This is a genomic window from Pseudobutyrivibrio sp. ACV-2 (assembly GCF_900107545.1).
Taxonomy (GTDB): Bacteria; Bacillota; Clostridia; order Lachnospirales; family Lachnospiraceae; genus Pseudobutyrivibrio.
This window is the reverse complement of sequence record NZ_FNQZ01000009.1, coordinates 102,871-124,330: the sequence shown is the minus strand read 5'-3', so window position 1 is coordinate 124,330 and position 21,460 is coordinate 102,871. Positions and strand designations below refer to the sequence as shown.

The window sequence follows — 21,460 nt, the reverse complement described above, 5'->3', positions numbered from 1 at the left end:
CTATTCGGAGATAGTGTTTATGAAATATTCTAAAATAATAAAGCCACTACTATGCATTTCACTTGTGGCATGTCTTGTGGCATCTGATTCCACAGTTTCTAATGCTGTGCGTTCCATTTCAGAGATTGAGGCTGAACAGGATTCACTCCAGGAAGAGATTGATGCTTTGGATGCGGATTTATACAGTCTTGTAAGCCAAATTACAGAGATAAACAATGCCATCAAGGATACAGAGGCTGAAATCGCAGATACAGAGGCGTCACTTAAGGAGGCCATAGCAGCCAAGGATGCGCAGTATGCTGCTATGAAGCTTCGCATTAAGTATATGTATGAGACTCCTCAATCCACAGTGTTTGAGATGTTACTTGAGTCTAAATCGATCACACAGTTCCTTAACAAAATGGAATATGCCAAGGAAGTGTATGCCTATGACAAGGCAAAGCTTGAGCAGTTTATAGCTACTCAGGCAGAAATCGAGGAATTAAAGTCGGCACTTGAAGAAGAAAAGGTTGAGCTTGAATCTTCAAAGAAAGAGTTGAAGAATCAGGAAGCAGCTTTGGAGACAATGGTTTCTCAAAAGCGTGGCGAGATGGATGATTTGGATGCAGAGCTGAAAGAGGCAAAGGAGATTGCAGCCAGAGAAGCAGCTTTACGTGCGGCCAGAGAGGCGGCAGCCCGTGCAGCAGCGGCAGCTGCAGGTAATACCAGTGGAGAGGTTAAGACTACTGGTGGGTATAATGTTAATGGAGACCTCAACCCGGGTTATAGAACAGGCGTGAGCGGCTCTAGTGTAGTTTCCTATGCAAATCAGTTTGTAGGAAACAGATATGTCTGGGGCGGAACATCCCTTACTGATGGATGCGACTGCTCAGGATTTGTGCAGGGCGTTCTTGCAAAATATGGTATTACCTATGGCTCTCGAATGACATCAGGTTCGTTTAGAGGTGTGGGCCAGGAGGTTAGTTACAATCATATGCAGCCAGGCGATATTGTTTGCTACCCAGGTCACGTAGCGATTTATGCAGGCGGTGGCACTATCGTTGAGGCTCAAAGTACAGCTACAGGTATTACAAATTATCGTCCGGTTACCTGCCATTCAATTATCACAATTCGAAGGGTACTATGATTATCAAAAAGCTGATAAAACCGATAGTTTTGCTGTTGTGCGCAGGAGTTATAATCTACGCACTTCTTACTATGAGCGATGGTAGAAATCCTATCGTCTATCAGGAGCATTTGTCAGATGTTGCGGTAACTATAGATGGCGAGCCTGTTACATTTGAGGATTTGGCTTTTTATATCCTTTTTGAAGAACGCAAAGTAGAGGAGCAGGCCAGAATCTACAATTCCGACTACACAAAGGACTATTGGAATCTCCACACCAACGACACCTTCATTCAGGAGGAGGCCAAGGATGTGGTAATGGGCATGGCGATTCATGATCATCTTTTATATCAGCTGGCAGTGGCAGAGGGGCTTGATACTCTGAGTGAGAGCGAGGAGGATGAGCTTGAGTTTGCTATGAATGATTTTTGGGAGGATACCTTGGATGTGCAGTACGAGCATCTTCCTTGTGATACAAAAATTATCAATAAGCAAATAAAACTTGCAGCCATTGCTGAAAAGTATCAAAATAAATTGGCTCAGGAGAGTGGCCCAAGTCAGGCAGCTTACAAATACGACGGATATTATTACAGCCTGATTAAAGATGAGCATGATGTTAAGATAAATAAAAAGCTCTGGGATAGATTTGTCCTGGGTGACGTTACATTAGTACATTCAAAAATTAACTATATTAATGGATTAACCGATGCGGACAAGGAAAAGAGCAAAGAACAGAAAGGCAATAGAAATGATAAAGTTAAATAGAAACGACCCATGCTGGTGTGGCAGTGGTCGTAAGTATAAGCAGTGCCATGAGGCATTTGACAGAAAAATCCAAAGCTATGCAAGCAAGGGACACAAGGTTCCAAGCCACAAGCTTTTAAAGACACCAGAACAGATAGAAAAAATCAAGCAATCTGCAGTGATTAATATGGCATGTCTTGATGCGGTAGCTGAGGCCATTCACGAAGGTATGAATACAGCTGAAATCGACAAGATTGTTTATGATACCACAACTAAAATGGGTGGTATTCCAGCACCACTTAATTACGATGGATTCCCTTACAGCGTATGTACATCCGTAAATGATCAGGTATGTCACGGTTATCCATCAAAGGATGTTATCCTTAAAAGTGGTGACATTGTAAATGTAGATTGTTCTACAATTCTTGATGGTTATTTTTCAGATTCATCAAGAATGTTCATGATAGGAGATGTAGATCCTGAGACAAGAAAGCTGGTTGAGGTTACAAAGGAATGCTGTGACCTTGGACTTGAGCAGGTTAAGCCTTGGGGATTCCTAGGTGATGTTGGAGCTGCTATCTGCAAGCATGCTCATGCTAATGGTTACCAGGTAGTACGTGAAATCGGTGGTCACGGCGTTGGACTTGAGTTTCACGAGGAGCCATGGGTTGGCTACAACACACTTCCTGGTACAGAGATGCTTTTAGTGCCAGGATTTATGTTTACAATCGAGCCTATGATTAACATGGGCACACAGAAAATCAAGACAGACCCTAGCAACGGTTGGGAGGTTTCTACATTAGATGGCAAGCCTTCCGCTCAGTGGGAGTATCAGGTACTGGTTACCGAGACAGGCTATGAAGTAATTTCATATTAAGGTGAATTGAATAATGATGCGATTAGACAAGCTTTTGGTAGAATTAAATATCGGAACAAGGTCTGAAGTTAAGGCTCTTCTTAAGAAGGGCCTTATTTTTGTTGATGGACAAAAGGCTTCAAAACCTGAGGAAAAGGTGGATGAGAATGCAGTGGTCATCTCTTATCAGGGCAAGGAATACACATATAAGAGATTTTCTTACTATGTTATCAACAAACCGAAAGGAGTTATCACCGCCACAGAGGATGCCCATGAACAGACAATAATGGATGTGTTTTATGGATTGTGTCCAGATGCCCCAAAGGGGCTTTCACCTGTTGGCAGGCTGGATAAGGACACAACAGGGCTTTTGCTGATTACCAACGATGGGCAGTTGGCCCATGATTTATTATCCCCAAAGAAGCATGTGGATAAAACCTATTTCGTAACTCTTGATGGTGGATTATCTAATGAAGATATCAAAGCACTAGAGGCTGGAGTGCATATCGGCGAAGGGGAGCCTACTGCACCTGCTACTGTTAAATACGACGGTGGGAATACCTGCTATATCACCATACATGAAGGAAAATTCCATCAGGTGAAAAGAATGTTTTTCGCTGTAGGGCGACAGGTGCTTGAATTAAAGCGTACGGCCTTTGGTCCACTCACATTAGATGAGGGTAAATTACCAGAGGGGCACTTTAGCGAAATAAATTGTGAAAGTTTTTATTGACGATTTAACAAACAAGATTTATCATATCCTAAAAGATAGTTTTAGAATTTAAAGCGCTAAAGCGCGAAAGACAAAACAGGAGGTATTGGATATGAAAAAGAAGGCTTTAAGTTTAGCACTTTGTACTGCTATGACAGCATCTTTATTTGTAGGCTGTGGCAACAGCTCATCGTCTACAGGCTCATCAGAGTCAGTTGATACATCAGGGGAAGCTACTTGGAGAATCGGTGGTATCGGACCTATCACAGGTGGTGCTGCTCAGTACGGACAGGGCGTTATGAATGCTATTCAGCTTGCAGTTGACGAGGTAAATGAGGCAGGCGGAATTAACGGATATCAGATTTCATTTAATTTCCAGGATGACGAGGCAGACCAGCAGAAGTCAGTAAATGCTTACAACACACTTAAAGACTGGGGAATGCAGATTCTTGAAGGTACTGTTACATCAGGCGCATGCCAGGCTGTTGCAGCAGAGACTTATGCAGACAGAATTTTCACACTTACACCTTCAGCTTCATCAACAGATGTTACAAACGGACATGACAATGTATATCAGGTTTGTTTCTCTGATCCAAACCAGGGTGGTGTTTCAGCAGACTACATCGCTGATAACGGACTTGCTACAAAGGTAGGTATTATCTACGATAGCTCAGATCCATATTCAACAGGCGTTTATCAGAACTTTGCTACAGAGGCACAGACTAAGGGCCTTGAGATAGTAGCTACAGAAGCATTCACAGCAGATTCAAAGACTGATTTCACAACACAGCTTCAGAAATGTAAGGATGCAGGTGCAGAGCTTTTATTCCTTCCATTCTACTATACAGAAGGTTCTATCGTTCTTACACAGGCTAACAAGATGGGATATGCACCTACAATGTTTGGTGTAGATGGTTTCGACGGACTTCTTGGTGTTGAGAACTTCGATGTAAAGCTTGCAGAAAATGTATATCTTCTTACTCCATTCGCAGCAGATGCAGATGATGAGGCTACACAGAAATTCGTAGCAGCGTATGAGGAGAAGTTCGGTGGCACACCAAACCAGTTCGCAGCAGATGCTTATGATGGAATCTACATCTTGAAGGCAGCACTTGAGGATGCAAATCTTACACCAGATGCTTCTAACGAAGAGATTTGTGATGCGCTCATCGCTTCTATCCAGAAGATTTCTTACGATGGACTTACAGGTGAGGATATGACTTGGAACGATAAAGGAGAGGTATCAAAGGCACCTAAGGCTGTAATTATTAAAGATGGTGCTTACGTATCAGCTGATTAATATTTTCAGATTTATAATCCGGTGTTTACGTTAACAAGCAACAATATCTCTGCGGTCGGCTAGGAATGCCTTCCTTAAGAGATATTATTGCTTGATAACTACCACCTCATATAAGGATTCAGGTACATCAATGGCGATGTAACTTTGCTCATGATATGGGTGATGTTGCATCGCGATTTATATTTATTCGAAAGAGAGTTTACAGATATGGGATTTTTAACCTATTTAATCAATGGCTTAAGCTTAGGAAGTGTATATGCTTTGATAGCGCTGGGTTATACCATGGTATACGGTATTGCCAAAATGCTAAATTTCGCCCATGGTGATGTCATCATGATTGGTGCATACATGTGCTTTATGTGTATGTCTAATTCAGGCATGCCTGCTATAGTTTCTATTGTTATTGCCATAGTCTGCTGTACAGCATTGGGAATGGTTATAGAAAAAATAGCATACAAACCACTTAGAAAGGCCACAAATCTGGCAGTTCTTATTACAGCCATAGGCGTCAGCTATTTTCTACAGAATATGGCTCTTATGATTTTTGGTTCAAATCCTGTTAGCTTTACATCTGTAATTAGCTGGGAGGGTATATCCCTTGCCGGTGGAAATCTTAAGATTGCTGGGAACACAATCGTTACTATCATCACATGTATTTTGATTATGATAGCGCTGGTGTGGTTCGTTAAAAACACAAAGCCAGGTCAGGCAATGCGCGCTGTTTCAGAGGATAGAGATGCTGCTACTCTTATGGGTATCAATGTTAATGCAACTATTTCCCTTACCTTTGCAATCGGTTCTGGACTTGCAGCCATTGCAGGTGCACTCCTTTGCTCATCATATCCATCACTTACTCCATACACAGGTTCAATGCCAGGTATCAAGGCCTTTACAGCCGCTGTATTTGGTGGAATCGGTTCAATCCCAGGAGCACTTATCGGTGGATTGTTGCTTGGTGTTATCGAAATTCTAGCAAGGGCTTATATTTCAAGTCAGCTTGCGGATGCTATCGTATTTGCGGTACTTATCATAGTTCTTTTAGTAAAGCCTACCGGTATTCTTGGTAAGCAAATCAAAGAGAAAGTGTAGGTGGAAGAGATGAACAAATATAAGAAACTAAATAAATCTACACAGAAATTAATTAGAACTATTTGTGTGATAGCTGTTTTATATGTAGTAATGACAATCATGGATGGAACTGGTAACCTAAGCTCTCTCATGAAGGGACTATTGGTACCGGTATGTGCTTATTCTCTTGTAGCAGTAGGACTTAATCTTTGCGTTGGATATTTAGGTGAGTTGTCACTTGGCCATGCAGGTTTCATGTGTGTAGGAGCTTTTTCATCAGCATTTTTCTCAAGAGCTTTTCAGGATGTGATTCCTGATGTGCCAAGATTTATTCTTGCACTTTTGATTGGTACAGTAGTGGCAGCACTTTTTGGTTTTTTGATTGCAATCCCGGTACTTCGTTTATCTGGTGATTATCTTGCAATTGTAACCCTAGCCTTTGGTGAGATTATTAAAAATGTAATCAACGTTATGTACGTTGGAATGGATTCAAAGGGAATTCATTTTTCAATCAAGGATCAGCTTTCGCTTGGCATGGAGCCAGATGGCAAAATGCTTATAAACGGTCCACAGGGTATCACAGGAACACCTAGACAGTCTACATTTTTCATTGCAGTGTTACTCCTTATATTGGCCCTTGTTGTAGTTCATAACTTTGTCAGATCTAGAACAGGACGTGCGGTAATGGCTATCCGTGACAATCAGATTGCAGCGGAGACAGTTGGACTTCCAGTTACAAAATACAAGCTGGTAGCATTTACACTTTCAGCTGCTATAGCAGGTGTTGGCGGTGTGCTTTATGCTCACAACATCAATTCCCTGACAGCTACAACAAACAACTTTGGTTACAATATGTCCATCATGATTCTTGTATATGTAGTACTTGGTGGAATTGGAAATTTCTCTGGCTCTGTTATTGCAGCAGTTGTGCTTACAATGCTTCCAGAGCTCCTCAGAGGACTTTCAACATACAGAATGCTTATTTACTCAATCGTGCTTATTGTACTTATGCTCTTCAACTGGGCGCCAGGTATCCTTAAGTGGAGAGATGAGCATGGTCTTACAACAGCAGCAATCGTAGGCAGATTCAAAAAGAAGAAGGAGGTGCGCTAATGGCTTTACTTGAAGTGACTAATCTCGGCATTTCCTTCGGCGGTCTTAGGGCGGTTGATGAATTTAATCTTTCAATTGAAAAGGGTGAGCTATATGGTTTGATTGGACCTAACGGTGCAGGAAAGACTACCGTGTTTAACATGCTCACCGGTATTTACAAACCTACTGATGGAACAATTTTTTTAGATAAAGATGATATTACAGGAAAGAAGACAGCAGATATCAACAAGGCTGGCGTAGCCAGAACCTTTCAGAATATCAGACTTTTTGGTGACCAGTCTGTACTTGATAACGTTAAAATTGGTCTCCACAATTCATACGATTATGGCACAGCCACAGGTATATTTAGATTACCTAAGTATTTTGCCACAGAAAAGCAGATGGATAAAAAGGCACTTGAGTTGCTTTCAGTATTTGGCTTAGATTCCATGGCAGATGTGTTGGCATCTAATCTTCCATACGGAAAGCAGCGCGAGCTTGAAATAGCGAGAGCCCTTGCCACAAATCCAAAGCTTCTTCTTTTGGATGAGCCAGCTGCTGGAATGAATCCAAATGAGACTCGCGATTTGATGAACACTATCGCACTTATCCGTAAGGAATTTGGCGTGACAATCCTTTTGATCGAACACGATATGAAGCTTGTATCAGGAATTTGCGAGAAACTTACTGTACTTAACTTTGGACGTGTGCTCGCGCAAGGCGAAACCTCAGCTGTACTCAATGATCCAGAGGTTATAAAGGCGTACTTAGGCGAATAACAATAATTAGCAGACTCAGCATAATCTAGGCCTGCGGGAGCATTAAAGAGTTGGAGGAGTCTGCGGAGTAGAGGGACTATGTTAGAAGTAAAAGATTTAATTGTAAATTATGGAGTTATTCAAGCCTTAAAGGGCATAAGCTTTGAGGTAAATGAGGGTGAAGTCATCGCCTTAATCGGTGCCAATGGTGCCGGCAAGACCACCACACTTCAGACAATCTCTGGAATGCTTCAGCCAACAAGCGGAAGTGTACTGTTGGAAGGCACTGATATTACCAAGGTTCCAGGGCATAAAATCGTATCAATGGGGCTTGCTCATGTTCCAGAGGGACGTCGAGTTTTTGCCGGATTAACAGTGCTTGAAAACTTGAAAATGGGAGCATATACTAGAAGTAACAAAAAGGAAATTGAGGATGCTTTTGAAAGAGTATATGAAAGCTTTCCACGTTTGAAGGAGCGCCAGAATCAGCTGGCAGGTACATTGTCAGGTGGTGAGCAGCAGATGCTTGCTATGGGTCGAGCTCTGATGAGCCAGCCACGCATCATCCTTATGGACGAGCCTTCAATGGGACTTTCTCCTATCTACGTAGAGGAGATTTTCAATATCATCCAGTCAATTTCAAAAGCAGGTACGACTGTACTTTTGGTAGAGCAGAACGCAAAAAAGGCACTTGCCATTGCGGACAGAGCATATGTATTGGAGACGGGGAATATAGTGCTTTCTGGTAATGCTAATGAGCTGATGAACGATGACTCTATCAAAAAAGCGTACTTAGGAGAGTAAAACGCGGGGAGGTTTTTACATCATGGCAGATGAAAAAAAACTGGTCATTAGTATTGCACGTAGTTATGGTTCAGGTGGTCTTACACTAGCTAAAAAGCTCGGTAAAGAGCTTAGTCTTCCAGTGTATGACAGGGAAATCCTTAGGATGGCTTCAGACCAAAGTGGTATAAATGAAGAGCTGTTTGGTCAGGTAGATGAGCATGTCAGAAAGATTTTCCTTTCTGCAAAGGGCAAATATAAAGGAATGCCTTTGACTCCTGAATATGCAGCCTTTACTTCAGATGACAACTTATTTGAGCTTCAGGCAGATGTTATCAAACGCATTGCTAATACTCAAAGCTGTATCATAGTAGGTCGTTGTGCTGACTACATCTTAAAAGACAGAGCCTATGTGCTATCTCTTTTCTTTTATGCATCAGAGGAGGATTGTTTGAAGCGACTTCGCCGCCAGGTAAGCGGCACAGATGAGGAGCTTATAAAGCGCATGCATGACATCGATAAACATCGTGCTGATTATTACAAGTATTACACTGGTAGGGATTGGAATGATGCCAGAAATTATGATTTCTGCTTAGATACAGGTGTCATGGACTACGACAGACTTATCGAAGTAGTTAAGTCCTACATTGAAATTAAAAATAGAGAAATCTAAACAAATATGATACACATTGGGCATCCTTGATTGTAAGGATGCCTTTTATTTGCTCAGCTTTTTTTATATAATAGTCCGTGAAATTATTGTAGATTACATATTTGTGTATATGAGAGGATTTTTAGTTTAAATGAACCTTAAAGTATTAAAGACACTAGAATACGACAAAATTATAAATAGATTAGCGGAACTGGCAACCTGTGAGTCAGGAAAGCTCAGATGTCAGGAGCTTCTTCCTATAAACGATATAGAGGAAATAAAGGTGATGCAGCAGGAGACTGCCTGCGCTTTTAATCGTCTGGTGAAGTTTTCAGATGTAAGTGCAAGCGGCACTACAGATCTTCGACCATCACTGGCAAGGCTTGACCTGGGATCTACTCTTGGAATTGATGAAATACTTGCAGTAGCATCCGTACTTGAGGTCACAAAGCGTGTGGCAAAATACGGCAGTCAGATGGAAGAGGAGGATGCCCTCAGCTTTTATTTTAATGGGCTTTCTCCAGAGGTAGCACTGTTGAATGAGATTCGCCGTTGTATCATCGATGAAGAGACTATTGCAGATGATGCCAGCACAGCTCTTTTTGAAATCAGAAGGGGAATGCAGCGCACCAACGAAAAGATTAAAAGTGTTATGAATTCTCTTTTGAACAATAGCACTACAAGAGGATACCTACAGGAGCCTGTAGTTACCATGCGTCAGGGCAGATACTGTCTACCAGTTCGCTCAGATTACAAATCAAGAGTGCCTGGTATGGTTCACGACCAGTCATCAACAGGTAGCACATTCTTTATCGAGCCTATGCAGGCTGTAGATTTAAACAATGAGATGCGTGAGCTGCAGGTGAGAGAGCAGGATGAAATTGAGCGTATCCTTGCCACTCTTTCAAATAGAATTGCAGAAGTCTCAGAAGGGATAATCCGTAATTACGAATTACTTACAGAAATAGATTTTATTCTTGCAAAGGGACGTTATGCAATCGAGCTTAACGCAAGCAGTCCCGAGTTTAACGAGGATGGTATCATAAATCTTCGTGGAGCACGACATCCACTTTTGGACCCTAAAAAGGTAGTTGCTACAGATATAAAGCTTGGAGAGGACTACAATCTACTTCTTGTAACAGGTCCTAATACTGGTGGTAAGACAGTTTCGCTTAAGACCTGCGGCCTACTTACACTTATGGCCCAGGCAGGACTTCACATTCCTGCAAAGGATAGAAGCCAGATTGCTGTATTTGATGATGTTTATGCAGATATAGGTGACGAGCAGTCAATCGAGCAGTCGTTGTCCACATTCTCATCTCATATGGTAAACATTGTCCACATTTTAGAAGCTATCAATGGTGGAAGTTATTCACATGAGACGGAGGAAAAGCTTAAAAAAACCAGGAAGGACTTCATTCATTCCAAGGTGATACATGGCACACAGACACCAGATAAGGTGCCACAGTTCCTCATCCTTATCGATGAGCTTTGCGCCGGTACTGATCCAAAGGAAGGTGCCGCTTTGGCCCAGTCTATTTTGGATAGACTTCACACCCTAGACGTGCGTACAATGGCTACAACTCACTATAGCGAGCTTAAGGTGTACGCCCTTTCAACAGAAGGGGTAGAAAATGCATCCTGTGAGTTCTCGCTTGAGACACTTAGCCCTACTTATCATTTGATTATCGGTGTACCTGGAAAGTCAAACGCTTTTGCTATATCTAGCAAGCTTGGAATTCCTCAGGATTTGATTGATGATGCACAGGGACGATTATCAGAGGACGACAAATCCTTTGAGGATTTGATGGTTGATTTGGAACAGAAGCGCCATCAGGTTGAGGAAGATGCAGCTCAGGCTGCTGCTGCCCTTAAGGAAGCTGAGGCAAAGCTTTCTAGTGCCACAGCCAAAGAAGAAAAGATAAAGACTCAGCGCGATGAACTTATTAGACAGGCTCATGAGGATGCAGCAGCTATCCTTCAAGAGGCAAAAGACATTGCAGACCAGACTATCCGCGACTTCAACAAATTTGGCAAGGGCAATGGAAATATATCTGCCATGGAAGCAAAGCGTCAGGCTCTCGGTAAGAACCTGAACAAGTCAAAGAGCAAGGCGAAGGAAAAGCAGGAGGTTGTGGAAAATCACAATGTTCCTAAGAACCTTCATGTTGGAGACAAGGTAAAGGTACTCTCAATGAACCTCATTGGAAATGTATGCTCACTTCCTAATGGCAAGGGTGATTTGCAGGTTCAGATGGGTATCATGAAATCTACTGTAAATATCAAGGATTTGGTTCTTATAGAGGAAGAGGATAAATTTGTTCCAAAGAAGGGAACCCGTGTCAAGAATATGACATATGGTGGCTTCAATAAGGCTGCATCTATCTCACCAGAGATTAATCTTTTAGGCTGCACAGTAGATGAAGGTATAGCAAAGCTTGAAAAATATCTTGATGATGCTTATATCAGTCATCTTACATCTGTACGCGTGGTGCACGGTAAGGGAACTGGCGCTCTGAGAAAGGGTGTGCAGCAATACCTGCGCAAATGCAAAAATGTAGCTGAATTCCATCTGGGAGAGTTTGGCGAAGGTGACGCTGGTGTTACTATCGTAACCTTTAAATAAAAATACATTAAAATATTATTACTAAGACACTTGCAATATATCTTGGTTTTTCAATGATTATAGGGCTTTTCCTACATTGAAATGACTGTAGATATATGCAGGTGTTTTTTAATTTTCAGAAAAATTTTCCAAAATAGTGTTGACATACTTTATCTGTCGTAGTATATTTACTTCAATAGATGAAGTACTTCATCAGACGTAGTAAATCTGTCGTAGTACATCTCTCGTAGTATGTTAGACGTAGTAAAGGAGGAATCATATGGGCGAAATCAGTAGTGACGTTATCCGTGGCTACAACGATACCATGATTCTTAGCATCCTTATTAAAGAGCCATCCTATGGTTATGAAATATCAAAACAGATAAAGCAAATCACCGAAGAAAAATACATAATCAAGGAGACGACACTCTATTCGGCGTTCACCAGAATGGAGAAGAACGGATACATCGAATCATTCGTTGCTGACCCGGACCCAGAGGGGAATGGAAAGAAAAGAACTTATTACAGAGTCACAGAAGCGGGAAAAGAATTTTACCGCGAGAAATGTGAAGAGTGGGAACTCACCAAAGAAGTAGTTGAAAGATTTATTAATCAGGAACAGTAAACAGGGTTTTAATTAGGAGAAAAATATGGAAACAATAAAGAGTTATCTTGAAGCAATGTTCGCTAGCATGCCAAACACTCCAGAGGTTAAAAAGGCGAAGGCTGAACTGTTGCAGATGATGGAAGATAAATACAATGAACTGATAGCTGATGGGGTTAGCGAGAACACAGCTGTTGGTACAGTTATTTCAGAGTTTGGAAATCTTGACGAGTTGGCTGAGGATCTTGGACTTGTTAAGGAATTACAGGAAACTCATGAGCGCGAAGAGTCAATGCCACGTCACTTCCTTAGAATGGAAGAGGTAGAGGATTATTTAAACCTCAAGAAGGGCAACGGCCTTTTAGTTGGTCTTGGTGTTTTCCTTTGCATCACATCTGTTACCTGGCCAATCATTTTTGAATTCCTTATGAGAGGTCGTATGGCAGATGGATTTGGCATTTGCGGCATGTTCATAAGCATCGCTGTAGCAGTGGCATTATTCGTATTCGCAGGCATCAGAGGAAGAGATTGGGATTTCTTGGATAAGGAGCTTTGCCAGATTGATATGTCTACAGCAGATATGGTAAAGGACAAGAGAAGAGCTTTTAAAATGCCTCACGCTATTATGATTGCTGGAGCAATCATGTTATTCATTCTTTGGATTCCTATAGCAGCAATCGATGTTGATATTATTTCCAGCTGCCTCTTCTACTTTGTAGGTGCTGGTGTATGCATGATTATTTATGCAAGTACAGTAATGGGAAGTTACGAAAAGATTTTAAAGCTTAATGATTCAAAGACTATCAGCGGCAACTATGGAAAGGATAAAGGTGATATCGTGTATATCAATAAGTTCGCAGAAGGAATTATGGACGTTTACTGGCCAACAGTTACCTGTTTATATCTTATCATCAGTTTCGTTACTATGGATTGGCACATTACATGGATTATTTGGGTAATTGGAGCCATCGCTCGCAGACTGTTGGAAGTTGTTTTAGAAGCAGAGGAGGACTAAAAATGGATAATAAGAAATGGACTAAGAAATACTTGGTTATAATCTGGTTAGTAACATTAATTGTGGTTATCGCAGCAGTTTGGGGACATATTGTAAATTTCGGTGGTTTCCACTGGTTTAGCGATGGCTGGCGCAGTGGAAATGTTGAGACTCAGAATTACGATTTCACAAATGAAAAGGTGACAGATATCACCATCGATATGAGTGAGACAGATGTAAATATCAAGTATGGCAGCAAGTTTACAGTGGATGCAAAGTATCCTGAGAAATATGCACCTACAGTAGAACTTAAGAATGGCAAACTTACAATTGTCCAGAAGGATAGTGTTAAGACTGCAGCCAGCGTTGATGGATTCAAGCTTGATATTGAAATTCCTGAGAACACAAACTTAGATTCACTGAAGATTGAGGTTTCAGCTGGCGATATCGATATCAAGGATGTGCAGGTGAAGGAGTTTACAATTGAAGCCAATGCAGGTGATATTGATATTAAGGATGTTGCTGCTGATAAGGTTGAGTTAGAAGCCAATGCAGGCGATATTGATATCAATAATATTAAGGCAGATAAGGTTACAATTTCTGCCAATGCAGGTGATATCAATCTTATGGAATCTACAGTAAAGACAGCAGATGTAAGTGTTAATGCAGGTGACATCGACATCACAGGAGACTATGATAAGATTGACTGTGAATGTGATTTCGGTGATGTGGACATTATCGCACCTAACACAGAAAGAAGTAATATTGATGCAGATTGTTCATTTGGTAGTGTTAATGTAAAGGGCAGAAATTAAGAAAAAGAGCTCGGCAAAATTTTGCCGAGCTCTAGTTATTTCTAAAATATTTAGTGTTTTATAATAGTAACCTGATATTTTTTTAGTTCTAGTGTGCCATCTATATCTTCACCAGTTAGAAGGTCTCTACCATGAATGCCGGTAAGGAAAGTAGTGTCGGTATTGGTATTTAGGTAGAAATCATACTGCGCATCGTCAGCGTAGCGAATATGTTTTTCTATTCCAATTGGCAACTTCGTATATACGATACCTGCTTTATCAAGCATTTCTCTATAGAGATACTCTATGTCAGGCTGGGCAGTCCTGCAAGCTACGTAATAGGCATGGCCTTCACCGTATGCGTTTGCAGTAATAGCAGGCTTGCCTGCCAGATAATCATTTTCATATCTGGCGATAATATCTGCAGTAACATCTCGAAGCATTTCCTGATAGTCATGAACTGGAACAGAGTGGTAGGTACCTTTTACTTTGTCGTAAATATTGATGGTGACTCTGTCATCAGGGTATAGTGTGTCAATCTCCTCAGACTTAAGTCCAAATACTTTATCTAGTCCTTGTCCAGGAAAACCACCCAAATTTGCAAGCAAATCTTTATTAACATATCCTGTGAAGTAGGTGCTGGCAAACTGACCACCAGCCTCCACATAATCAGAAATCTTTTCACCAATGCCATCGTGAAGCACATAGAGCATTGGAGCGCAGATGATTTTGTAGTTGCTCCAATCACTGTCTGATGAAATGATATCAGGTTCTATTCCAAAGCGCATGAATTCGTTGTAGATTTCAATGCAGGTCTTGTCGAAGTTTTTAGTTTCATTTGAAAGTGCCCAGGCATCATCGATGGCCCAGCGATTGTCCCAATCGAAAAGAATGGCTACCTGATTTTTAGAGATTGAGCCTGCTACTTCGCCAATATTTTTTAAATCGGCTCCAAGTGAAGCAACCTCTTTGAAAATGCGGGTGTCATTTGTGCCGATATGGTCAATGACCGCACCATGCCACTGCTCTGAGGAGCCGCGACTCTTTCTGATTTGGAAATACTGTACGGTGTCGGAGCCTGCAGCCACAGCCTGCATTGAAATGAGCTTGTGCATGCCAGGACGACGATATTTATTGTATGGACGCCAGTTTACAACACCAGGGGCTGACTCCATCATCATAAATGGCTGATCTGGCTTTAAGCTGCGAAACAGGGCGTGGTTAAAGCTTCTCTCCAAAAGATGTTCAGCATCTGACTGCCAGCTGTTGTGCATTTCAGGGTAGTTATCCCAGCTGATGACATCAATGAACTGGCTCATGTAGTGGTAGTCATAGTCGTAAAACATCTCCATGTAGTTGGTAGTGGTTGGTTCGGTGGCACCAGCCTTTCTTAAGGTATCGATTTCAAATCTCATGAAATCGGTAGCTGACCAGGTGGAAAATCTCTTCCAATCCAGATTCAGGCCAAGGACGCAATTTTCACCGTTGGCGTAAGGTGGATCAATCTGGTCAAAGCTATTGAAGGTATGGGACCAAAATGTAGTCCACCAAGCCTTGTTTAGCTTATTGATGTCATGGTCGTAGCGGTTAGCAAGCCATTCCTGGAATTTCTTTCTGCAGGTATCGCAGTAGCAGTATCCACCGAATTCATTTGAGATATGCCACATCAAAAGCCCTGGATGATTTGCAAATTTCTTAGCCAAGGCTGTATCCATGATACGTACCTTTTCGCGATATTCAGGTGACTGCATACAGTGATTGTGTCGGACACCGTGGTGATTGCGAACACCTCTTTCGTCGCAGCGCATAGCAGATGGATATTTTTCATCGAGCCATGCAGGGCGTGCACCTGTAGGTGTAGCTAAAATGGTATATATGCCATTATCATAGAGTTTATCCATGATAGGTGAAAGCCAGTCAAAGCTGATATTTCCTTCGGTAGGCTCGTGTGTAGCCCAGGAAAATACTCCCATAGTGACTGTATTTATTCCAGCTTCCTTCATTAATTTTATGTCTTTTTCTAATATCTCAGGCATATCAAGCCACTGCTCTGGATTGTAGTCTCCTCCGTGCAGCAGGCCATCGATTTGTGGAAATAATTTTTTGCTCATTGTTGTCTCCTTTTGTAGCATCCCTACAGGGTTTATTTTATTTTGATGCTATCACAAAAAAATTGCGAAAACGACTAAAAATTAAAGAAAAAATTTAAATTTTCGCTCATTCACTTCACATTGATTATCTCCCGTCCATCCCTTATAATGAAGTAAGATTTTTGCAGTTATGCTGCACCGCTCCCGAAGGAGCTTAGAATGGAGAGTACATGAAGTATATTAACACCCTCAAAGAGGGAGACAGAGGGACAGAGACATACCTCTGCAAGAAAAAGACACAGGGCATTTCAAAGACAGGAAAGGCCTTTGAATCTCTGACATTATGCGACAAAAGTGGCACCATTGACGCCAAAATCTGGGACGTTGATTCAGAGGGAATCAGTGATTATGATGAGCTTGATTTCATCACAGTCACAGGTGATATCACCAGCTGGAATGGTGCTTTACAGTTTAATATCAAACGCCTGCGCAAGGCTAATCCAGGAGAATTCGAAATTACGGATTACATCCCATCCAGCAAAAAAGATATAGGAGTTATGTGGTCTGATTTGATGAAGCTCATCAACTCTGTTAAGACTCCATATTTCAAAGCATTATTAAATAAATATTTTGTTGAGGACAAGGATTTCATCGAGCAGTTCAAGTCACACTCAGCAGCCAAATCTGTTCATCATGGATTCACAGGTGGTCTCTTGGAACACACACTTTCAGTAGCTACCAACTGTGATTACTTCAGTGGACAGTATCCATTTTTAGATAGAGATTTGCTCATCACAGCAGCTATTTTCCACGACATCGGAAAGGTTCGTGAGCTTTCAGAGTTTCCACGTAACGATTACACCGATGAAGGACAGTTGCTTGGTCACATCTATGTGGGGGCAAATATGCTTGACAGAGCAATCGACGATATCGCAGGCTTCCCAGAGGTAAAGCGTAAGGAGCTCATTCACTGTATCCTTTCACATCACGGCGAGCTTGAATATGGTTCACCAAAGAAGCCAGCCATCGCAGAGGCTATTGCACTTTCCTTTGCTGACAATCTGGATGCAAAGCTTGAGACTATCTACGAAGCACTTGAAAATGTTGAAGATAACAATTTAACCTGGCAGGGATTCAACCGTCTGCTTGATTCAAATATCCGTAGAACAGGAAGAAATTAATGAATAAAAATGATATTGTAAGACTTACAATTGAAGATATGTCCCTTGAGGGCGCAGGAATTGGTCACACTGATGGTGTGACCATTTTTGTCAAGGATGCAGTGGTGGGAGATGTATGTGATGTCATCATCACAAAGGTCAAAAAGACCTATTGTTTTGCCGCATTAAAAGAAGTAGTTGTGCCGAGCCAGTTTCGCGTACAGCCTGCCTGCCCTAATGCAAAACAGTGTGGTGGTTGCCAGATTATGCAGGTTTCCTATGAGAAACAGCTTGAGATTAAGGACAACATCGTAGCCAACAATCTGGTTAAAATCGGCGGCTATGACAGAGCTTTTGTAGAGTCTATAAGAGAGCCGATTCTTGGTATGGCAGAGCCACTTCGCTACCGCAACAAGGCACAGGTGCCTATCGGTGTGGATAAGGATGGAAATATAATTGCCGGATTTTATGGTGCCAGAAGCCATAGAATAGTTCCAACAGATGATTGCAAAATCTGCTCTAAAAAGAGCATGGATATCGTATATACGGTAATAGATTACATGAATGAATGTGGTGTAGCTGCATATGAAGAGGCTACAGGAAAAGGTCTGATTCGTCATGTGCTGGTGCGCGAAGGCAAGGCCACAGGTGAGACAATGGTTTGTGTAGTGGTAAATGGCGACAGGCTACCACAGGTGGATTCTCTTATATCGCATATACGAAGTGTAGAGCCAGAGGTTGCCTCTATAGTTTTAAATATTAACACTCGCCGTGATAATGTAATCATGGGATACGAGACAAAGGTGCTCTATGGTAAGGAAGCTATCCGAGACACTATCACTCTTACTAATGGCGATACTATTGCCTTTGATATCAGTGCTAATTCTTTCTATCAGGTCAACCACGACCAGATGGAGAGATTATATAGTCGAGCATTGGAATACGCAGGTTTGACTGGTAAGGAAGAAGTGTGGGATCTTTATTGCGGCATCGGCACAATCTCCCTTTCCATGGCAAAGCACGCAGGTCGGGTAATCGGTATTGAGGTGGTGCCTCAGGCCATTGAAAACGCCAAGGCCAATGCAAAGCTTAATGGCCTGACCAACGCAGAATTTTACTGCGGTGAGGCGGAAGTTGTGCTTCCAGAAATCTACGAAAAAATGTCCCATCCAAACGTTATCATGGTAGACCCACCTCGCAAAGGCTGCGATACTGTTGCCCTCGACACCATGGTTAAAATGCAACCGGACCGCATAGTATATGTCAGCTGCGATAGCGCTACATTAGCACGAGACCTCAAGTATTTAGAGGAGCGAGGCTATCATTTGCAGAAGTATACGGTCTGCGATCAATTTGGTCATACGATGCATACGGAAACAGTGGCAATTTTGGCCAAGAAATTATATAGTATTATATAGATTATATTAAATTATATAGTATTATATAGATTTAAAGAATTATATAATTAGTTCGAAGGTGGTAGTATGGCAGAGAAAAATCCTTATGTAATAAATTTTGGCCGTGTTCCAAATCAATACATTAGTAGAGACTATCTTATAGATAGTATAGTGGAGTCCTTAGAAAGTGAAATAGTTGAGGAACAGGCATTTAAGCTTACTGGAATTAGAGGAACAGGCAAGACAGTTACATTAACCTCTATTGAAAGAAAAATTAGAGAAAACAATGACTGGATTGTAATAGGTCTAAAATCAAATTCGAATATTATTAAGGATTTAGTCGCGGAATTATATAGTCAGGTTCCTTTTATATCGAGTTTCGTGGATGCTAATTTAAATTTATCTGCTTTTGGAATTGGATTAAATATAGAAAAAAAGAGTCCAGTTGCGAGTATTGATTATGCCCTTAAGACTATGCTTAAGGAAGTAAAAAAGCAGAAAAAGCGTGTTTTAGTCACTATTGACGAAGCTAGAAAAACAGAGGAGCTAATTGATTTTATTCAGGAGTTTCAGATTCTGATTAGAGAAGATTTACCGTTATATGTTGTTGTGGCTGGATTATATGAAGATATAGAAGCTCTTGAAAATACAGATGGCCTCACATTTTTCTTGCGTGCAACAAAGTATGAAATGCAGCCATTAAATTTGACAATTATTCGTTCCGATTATATAAAGACCATTGGTGTTACAGAGGAAGTAGCTACTGAAATGGCAGTGCTGACAAAGGGATATGCTTTTGCCTACCAGGCCTTAGGAAAATATATGTGGGACAATGAAAGCAAGGAATTAACAGAGGAAGTCCTAGCAAAGTTTGATGATGCTTTATCAGATAAAGTTTACAAAAAGATTTGGAGCGAGTTGGCACCAAAGGATAAATGGTTTCTACAGTTTATAGTACAAAAAGATAAAATGTCTGCCTCAGAGCTGTTAGAGATTACTAAGGCCAAGCATAATGAGTGGTCACTCCCAAGAGTTCGTCTAAGCGAAAAAGGAATTATCAATACACAAAATAGAGGAGAAATAAGGGTAAATCTCCCTAGATTTAAAGAGTTTGTAGATAACCAAATATTATTGGGAATGATATAAGGACAGCTCAGATGATATTGCCAATACAGTGGCAATTTTGTCCAAGAAGCAGTTCTGTTTTAAGGTAAAATTAAAGCGTAAGAGATTGTTAAATGGAATCTCTTACGCTTATTTTAGTTTGCGCGCCATGGGCGCGCTCTAACGGGTTCAAGTCCCGAACACGCCCAGATAGTGGGAAGCGTAAGAGCCATACACCATCCGCTGATAAAATTATGGATATATGTAGAGTATTGGATGTATCACCTGAACAGCTTCTTACTGGAAAGGATATTGATGAAGATTTTGTGGATTCACCAATCGATTATGTAGCAAAACAGAAGGATGAGGAGTTGTTATTAGAGATTCATAGCCTTAAGAAAGAACAAGCAAAAAGGCTAATGGCTTATCTGAAGACTCTAAAGCAATTAGAGGATATTTAGAAATGAAAGGAACTTGAGGTAGAAATTTTCGACCTCAAATGTTGGAAAGAAATATGGCAAAAACTAAAAAGAATGAAGTGGATACAGTTGAAGAAATCGATAAGGATATCCTTGTTATTTCTGAAGAAGTAATCAGGGAGAGAACCTATATTATAAGAAATCAAAAAGTAATGCTTGATTTTGATTTGGCTTAAATATATGGCTATGAAACAAAAAAACTCAATAGACAAGTGAAGAACAATATTAAAAAATTTTTGGGCGAAGATTTTATGTTTGAACTTACTGATGAGGAAGTGGAAGAACTTTCAAGGTGCAAAAATTTCACCTTGAACGATGATGAAAAAGGAAGAGGAAAAAGCTTGATAGCGCAGTATTAGAGGTTATTTCAAGCCTTGTAAGTAGACCGGAATATGCGGCACAAATGAGGGGATTGATTAAATCTAAAGTAGATGTTTCAGCTATTGATGAAGAGATTACAGCACTTGAGGGTAGGCAACAGCATTTCGATAATATCAAAAGTGATATATTGTCGGATATGAATTCATTAGATGTATCAGATAAGCATTATTCTCGTAAAAAAGAGGATTTGCAAAAACGTTTATACGATATTTATGATTCTCTTGATGAGTTAGAAGCTGCACTGAATGAAGCTAGAAAGAAGCGCCATTCAATTGCAGAGAGAAAAACATCTGCGGATAATGTATACAAATCACTTATCTATTTTGATAAACTTATAGATAAGCTGAATGAAGAAGAACGCAGGACAATCATCGAGCAACTTGTTTCGAAAGTAGAAATCTATCCTGAAAAGCAGCTTAATGGACAATGGCTAAAGTCGATAGAATTCAAGCTTCTTATCATCAAAAAAGAGATGAAGATTTTCTTGGACAATGGAAGTCAAGCTGAAACTGTGGTTCTCATGGGTAAAACAGTTACAAGGTCGAAATCTCATGTGGATCTTGGCTTGGATGTAGAGGATTACTACAAGATTAAGGATGCGGAGAAGGGGCAGGAATAAGAGATTCCGAGTTAGTTATAAAGTTAAACACATAAATAAGGCGTAAAGGATATTAAGAGGCTTCTACGGGCATATTTTACACGCCGGTGGAGGCCTTTTGGTATGTTGGGGTATAATCCCATTAAGGGGCAAAGGAAATATAATTGAAGATACACAGGGAGGAG

At 40.9% G+C, this 21,460-nt stretch carries 20 protein-coding genes and 1 pseudogene; 20 read left to right on the top strand and 1 reads right to left on the bottom strand.

Going from position 1 to position 21,460, the window contains the following annotated elements; translation table 11 throughout:
- Positions 1 to 19: 19 nt before the first annotated feature.
- The 14 genes from BLV53_RS11000 (at position 20) to BLV53_RS10935 (ending at position 14,087) form a co-directional block, all read left to right on the top strand.
- Entirely contained in the window at positions 20 to 1,126 is a 1,107-nt protein-coding gene (locus BLV53_RS11000) for a coiled-coil domain-containing protein (protein ID WP_090300790.1), read from the top strand.
- Entirely contained in the window at positions 1,123 to 1,869 is a 747-nt protein-coding gene (locus tag BLV53_RS10995) for a hypothetical protein (protein ID WP_090300787.1), read from the top strand. Before BLV53_RS11000 ends, BLV53_RS10995 begins: the two co-directional genes overlap by 4 nt.
- The gene (locus BLV53_RS10990; RefSeq protein WP_090300785.1) at positions 1,853 to 2,725 is read left to right on the top strand and encodes a methionyl aminopeptidase; all 873 of its coding nucleotides are present in this window, start codon (positions 1,853 to 1,855) and stop codon (positions 2,723 to 2,725) included. Before BLV53_RS10995 ends, BLV53_RS10990 begins: the two co-directional genes overlap by 17 nt.
- Before the next feature lie 13 nt (positions 2,726 to 2,738).
- Complete coding sequence (locus BLV53_RS10985) at positions 2,739 to 3,437, top strand: pseudouridine synthase (protein WP_090300783.1); 699 nt, start codon at positions 2,739 to 2,741, stop codon at positions 3,435 to 3,437.
- Positions 3,438 to 3,528: 91 nt separating this feature from the next.
- Positions 3,529 to 4,716 (top strand): ABC transporter substrate-binding protein, encoded by a 1,188-nt coding sequence (locus BLV53_RS10980; RefSeq protein ID WP_090300781.1) that lies wholly within the window; start codon positions 3,529 to 3,531, stop codon positions 4,714 to 4,716.
- A 207-nt stretch (positions 4,717 to 4,923) separates the two neighbouring features.
- On the top strand, positions 4,924 to 5,805 hold the full coding sequence (locus tag BLV53_RS10975) for a branched-chain amino acid ABC transporter permease (protein ID WP_090300779.1): 882 nt from the start codon (positions 4,924 to 4,926) through the stop codon (positions 5,803 to 5,805).
- 9 nt (positions 5,806 to 5,814) lie between these two features.
- Positions 5,815 to 6,897, top strand: a complete 1,083-nt coding sequence (locus tag BLV53_RS10970) for a branched-chain amino acid ABC transporter permease (protein ID WP_090300867.1) — start codon at positions 5,815 to 5,817, stop codon at positions 6,895 to 6,897.
- Positions 6,897 to 7,655, top strand: a complete 759-nt coding sequence (locus tag BLV53_RS10965) for an ABC transporter ATP-binding protein (RefSeq protein WP_090300777.1) — start codon at positions 6,897 to 6,899, stop codon at positions 7,653 to 7,655. The genes BLV53_RS10970 and BLV53_RS10965 overlap by 1 nt, the downstream gene beginning before the upstream one ends.
- 78 nt (positions 7,656 to 7,733) lie before the next feature.
- The gene (locus BLV53_RS10960) at positions 7,734 to 8,438 is read left to right on the top strand and encodes an ABC transporter ATP-binding protein (RefSeq protein ID WP_090300775.1); all 705 of its coding nucleotides are present in this window, start codon (positions 7,734 to 7,736) and stop codon (positions 8,436 to 8,438) included.
- 22 nt (positions 8,439 to 8,460) lie between these two features.
- Positions 8,461 to 9,090, top strand: a complete 630-nt coding sequence (locus tag BLV53_RS10955) for a cytidylate kinase-like family protein (protein ID WP_090300773.1) — start codon at positions 8,461 to 8,463, stop codon at positions 9,088 to 9,090.
- A gap of 130 nt (positions 9,091 to 9,220) precedes the next feature.
- Positions 9,221 to 11,695 carry an endonuclease MutS2 gene (locus BLV53_RS10950; protein ID WP_090300771.1) on the top strand — a complete coding sequence of 825 codons (2,475 nt, stop codon included), beginning with the start codon at positions 9,221 to 9,223 and terminating at the stop codon, positions 11,693 to 11,695.
- Positions 11,696 to 11,954: 259 nt separating this feature from the next.
- Complete coding sequence (locus BLV53_RS10945) at positions 11,955 to 12,299, top strand: PadR family transcriptional regulator (protein ID WP_090300769.1); 345 nt, start codon at positions 11,955 to 11,957, stop codon at positions 12,297 to 12,299.
- 25 nt (positions 12,300 to 12,324) lie between these two features.
- The gene (locus BLV53_RS10940) at positions 12,325 to 13,293 is read left to right on the top strand and encodes a permease prefix domain 1-containing protein (RefSeq protein ID WP_090300767.1); all 969 of its coding nucleotides are present in this window, start codon (positions 12,325 to 12,327) and stop codon (positions 13,291 to 13,293) included.
- Between the two features lie 2 nt (positions 13,294 to 13,295).
- Positions 13,296 to 14,087, top strand: a complete 792-nt coding sequence (locus BLV53_RS10935) for a DUF4097 family beta strand repeat-containing protein (RefSeq protein WP_170830832.1) — start codon at positions 13,296 to 13,298, stop codon at positions 14,085 to 14,087.
- 50 nt (positions 14,088 to 14,137) lie between these two features.
- Here BLV53_RS10935 and BLV53_RS10930 read toward each other — a convergent pair whose 3' ends face one another.
- A complete protein-coding gene (locus BLV53_RS10930) occupies positions 14,138 to 16,177 on the bottom strand; it encodes a beta-galactosidase (protein ID WP_090300763.1) in 2,040 nt (679 codons plus the stop codon).
- Between the two features lie 209 nt (positions 16,178 to 16,386).
- Here BLV53_RS10930 and BLV53_RS10925 point away from each other — a divergent pair, with 209 nt between their 5' ends.
- The 6 genes and pseudogenes from BLV53_RS10925 to BLV53_RS10900 all read left to right on the top strand — a co-directional run bounded on the left by BLV53_RS10925 (position 16,387) and on the right by BLV53_RS10900 (position 21,296).
- Positions 16,387 to 17,337 (top strand): 3'-5' exoribonuclease YhaM family protein, encoded by a 951-nt coding sequence (locus BLV53_RS10925; RefSeq protein WP_090300761.1) that lies wholly within the window; start codon positions 16,387 to 16,389, stop codon positions 17,335 to 17,337.
- Positions 17,337 to 18,734, top strand: a complete 1,398-nt coding sequence (gene rlmD, locus BLV53_RS10920) for a 23S rRNA (uracil(1939)-C(5))-methyltransferase RlmD (protein ID WP_090300760.1) — start codon at positions 17,337 to 17,339, stop codon at positions 18,732 to 18,734. Before BLV53_RS10925 ends, rlmD begins: the two co-directional genes overlap by 1 nt.
- A gap of 66 nt (positions 18,735 to 18,800) precedes the next feature.
- Complete coding sequence (locus BLV53_RS10915) at positions 18,801 to 19,859, top strand: ATP-binding protein (RefSeq protein ID WP_090300758.1); 1,059 nt, start codon at positions 18,801 to 18,803, stop codon at positions 19,857 to 19,859.
- Positions 19,860 to 19,951: 92 nt separating this feature from the next.
- Positions 19,952 to 20,278, top strand: a complete 327-nt coding sequence (locus BLV53_RS17055) for a hypothetical protein (protein WP_090300756.1) — start codon at positions 19,952 to 19,954, stop codon at positions 20,276 to 20,278.
- Positions 20,279 to 20,448: 170 nt separating this feature from the next.
- Positions 20,449 to 20,640: pseudogene (locus BLV53_RS17850) on the top strand (ORF6N domain-containing protein); the annotation flags it as partial.
- 68 nt (positions 20,641 to 20,708) lie between these two features.
- Positions 20,709 to 21,296, top strand: coding sequence for a hypothetical protein (locus BLV53_RS10900; protein ID WP_090300754.1), 588 nt, complete (start codon positions 20,709 to 20,711; stop codon positions 21,294 to 21,296).
- The last annotated feature ends 164 nt before the right edge of the window (positions 21,297 to 21,460 follow it).

Bases quoted from the DNA above. Each gene is read 5' to 3' on its own strand.
- BLV53_RS11000 (WP_090300790.1), top strand. From the start codon at position 20: ATGAAATATTCTAAAATAATAAAGCCACTACTATGCATTTCACTTGTG.
- BLV53_RS10995 (WP_090300787.1), top strand. From the start codon at position 1,123: ATGATTATCAAAAAGCTGATAAAACCGATAGTTTTGCTGTTGTGCGCA.
- BLV53_RS10990 (WP_090300785.1), top strand. From the start codon at position 1,853: ATGATAAAGTTAAATAGAAACGACCCATGCTGGTGTGGCAGTGGTCGT.
- BLV53_RS10985 (WP_090300783.1), top strand. From the start codon at position 2,739: ATGATGCGATTAGACAAGCTTTTGGTAGAATTAAATATCGGAACAAGG.
- BLV53_RS10980 (WP_090300781.1), top strand. From the start codon at position 3,529: ATGAAAAAGAAGGCTTTAAGTTTAGCACTTTGTACTGCTATGACAGCA.
- BLV53_RS10975 (WP_090300779.1), top strand. From the start codon at position 4,924: ATGGGATTTTTAACCTATTTAATCAATGGCTTAAGCTTAGGAAGTGTA.
- BLV53_RS10970 (WP_090300867.1), top strand. From the start codon at position 5,815: ATGAACAAATATAAGAAACTAAATAAATCTACACAGAAATTAATTAGA.
- BLV53_RS10965 (WP_090300777.1), top strand. From the start codon at position 6,897: ATGGCTTTACTTGAAGTGACTAATCTCGGCATTTCCTTCGGCGGTCTT.
- BLV53_RS10960 (WP_090300775.1), top strand. From the start codon at position 7,734: ATGTTAGAAGTAAAAGATTTAATTGTAAATTATGGAGTTATTCAAGCC.
- BLV53_RS10955 (WP_090300773.1), top strand. From the start codon at position 8,461: ATGGCAGATGAAAAAAAACTGGTCATTAGTATTGCACGTAGTTATGGT.
- BLV53_RS10950 (WP_090300771.1), top strand. From the start codon at position 9,221: ATGAACCTTAAAGTATTAAAGACACTAGAATACGACAAAATTATAAAT.
- BLV53_RS10945 (WP_090300769.1), top strand. From the start codon at position 11,955: ATGGGCGAAATCAGTAGTGACGTTATCCGTGGCTACAACGATACCATG.
- BLV53_RS10940 (WP_090300767.1), top strand. From the start codon at position 12,325: ATGGAAACAATAAAGAGTTATCTTGAAGCAATGTTCGCTAGCATGCCA.
- BLV53_RS10935 (WP_170830832.1), top strand. From the start codon at position 13,296: ATGGATAATAAGAAATGGACTAAGAAATACTTGGTTATAATCTGGTTA.
- BLV53_RS10930 (WP_090300763.1), bottom strand. From the start codon at position 16,177: ATGAGCAAAAAATTATTTCCACAAATCGATGGCCTGCTGCACGGAGGA.
- BLV53_RS10925 (WP_090300761.1), top strand. From the start codon at position 16,387: ATGAAGTATATTAACACCCTCAAAGAGGGAGACAGAGGGACAGAGACA.
- rlmD (WP_090300760.1), top strand. From the start codon at position 17,337: ATGAATAAAAATGATATTGTAAGACTTACAATTGAAGATATGTCCCTT.
- BLV53_RS10915 (WP_090300758.1), top strand. From the start codon at position 18,801: ATGGCAGAGAAAAATCCTTATGTAATAAATTTTGGCCGTGTTCCAAAT.
- BLV53_RS17055 (WP_090300756.1), top strand. From the start codon at position 19,952: ATGGAATCTCTTACGCTTATTTTAGTTTGCGCGCCATGGGCGCGCTCT.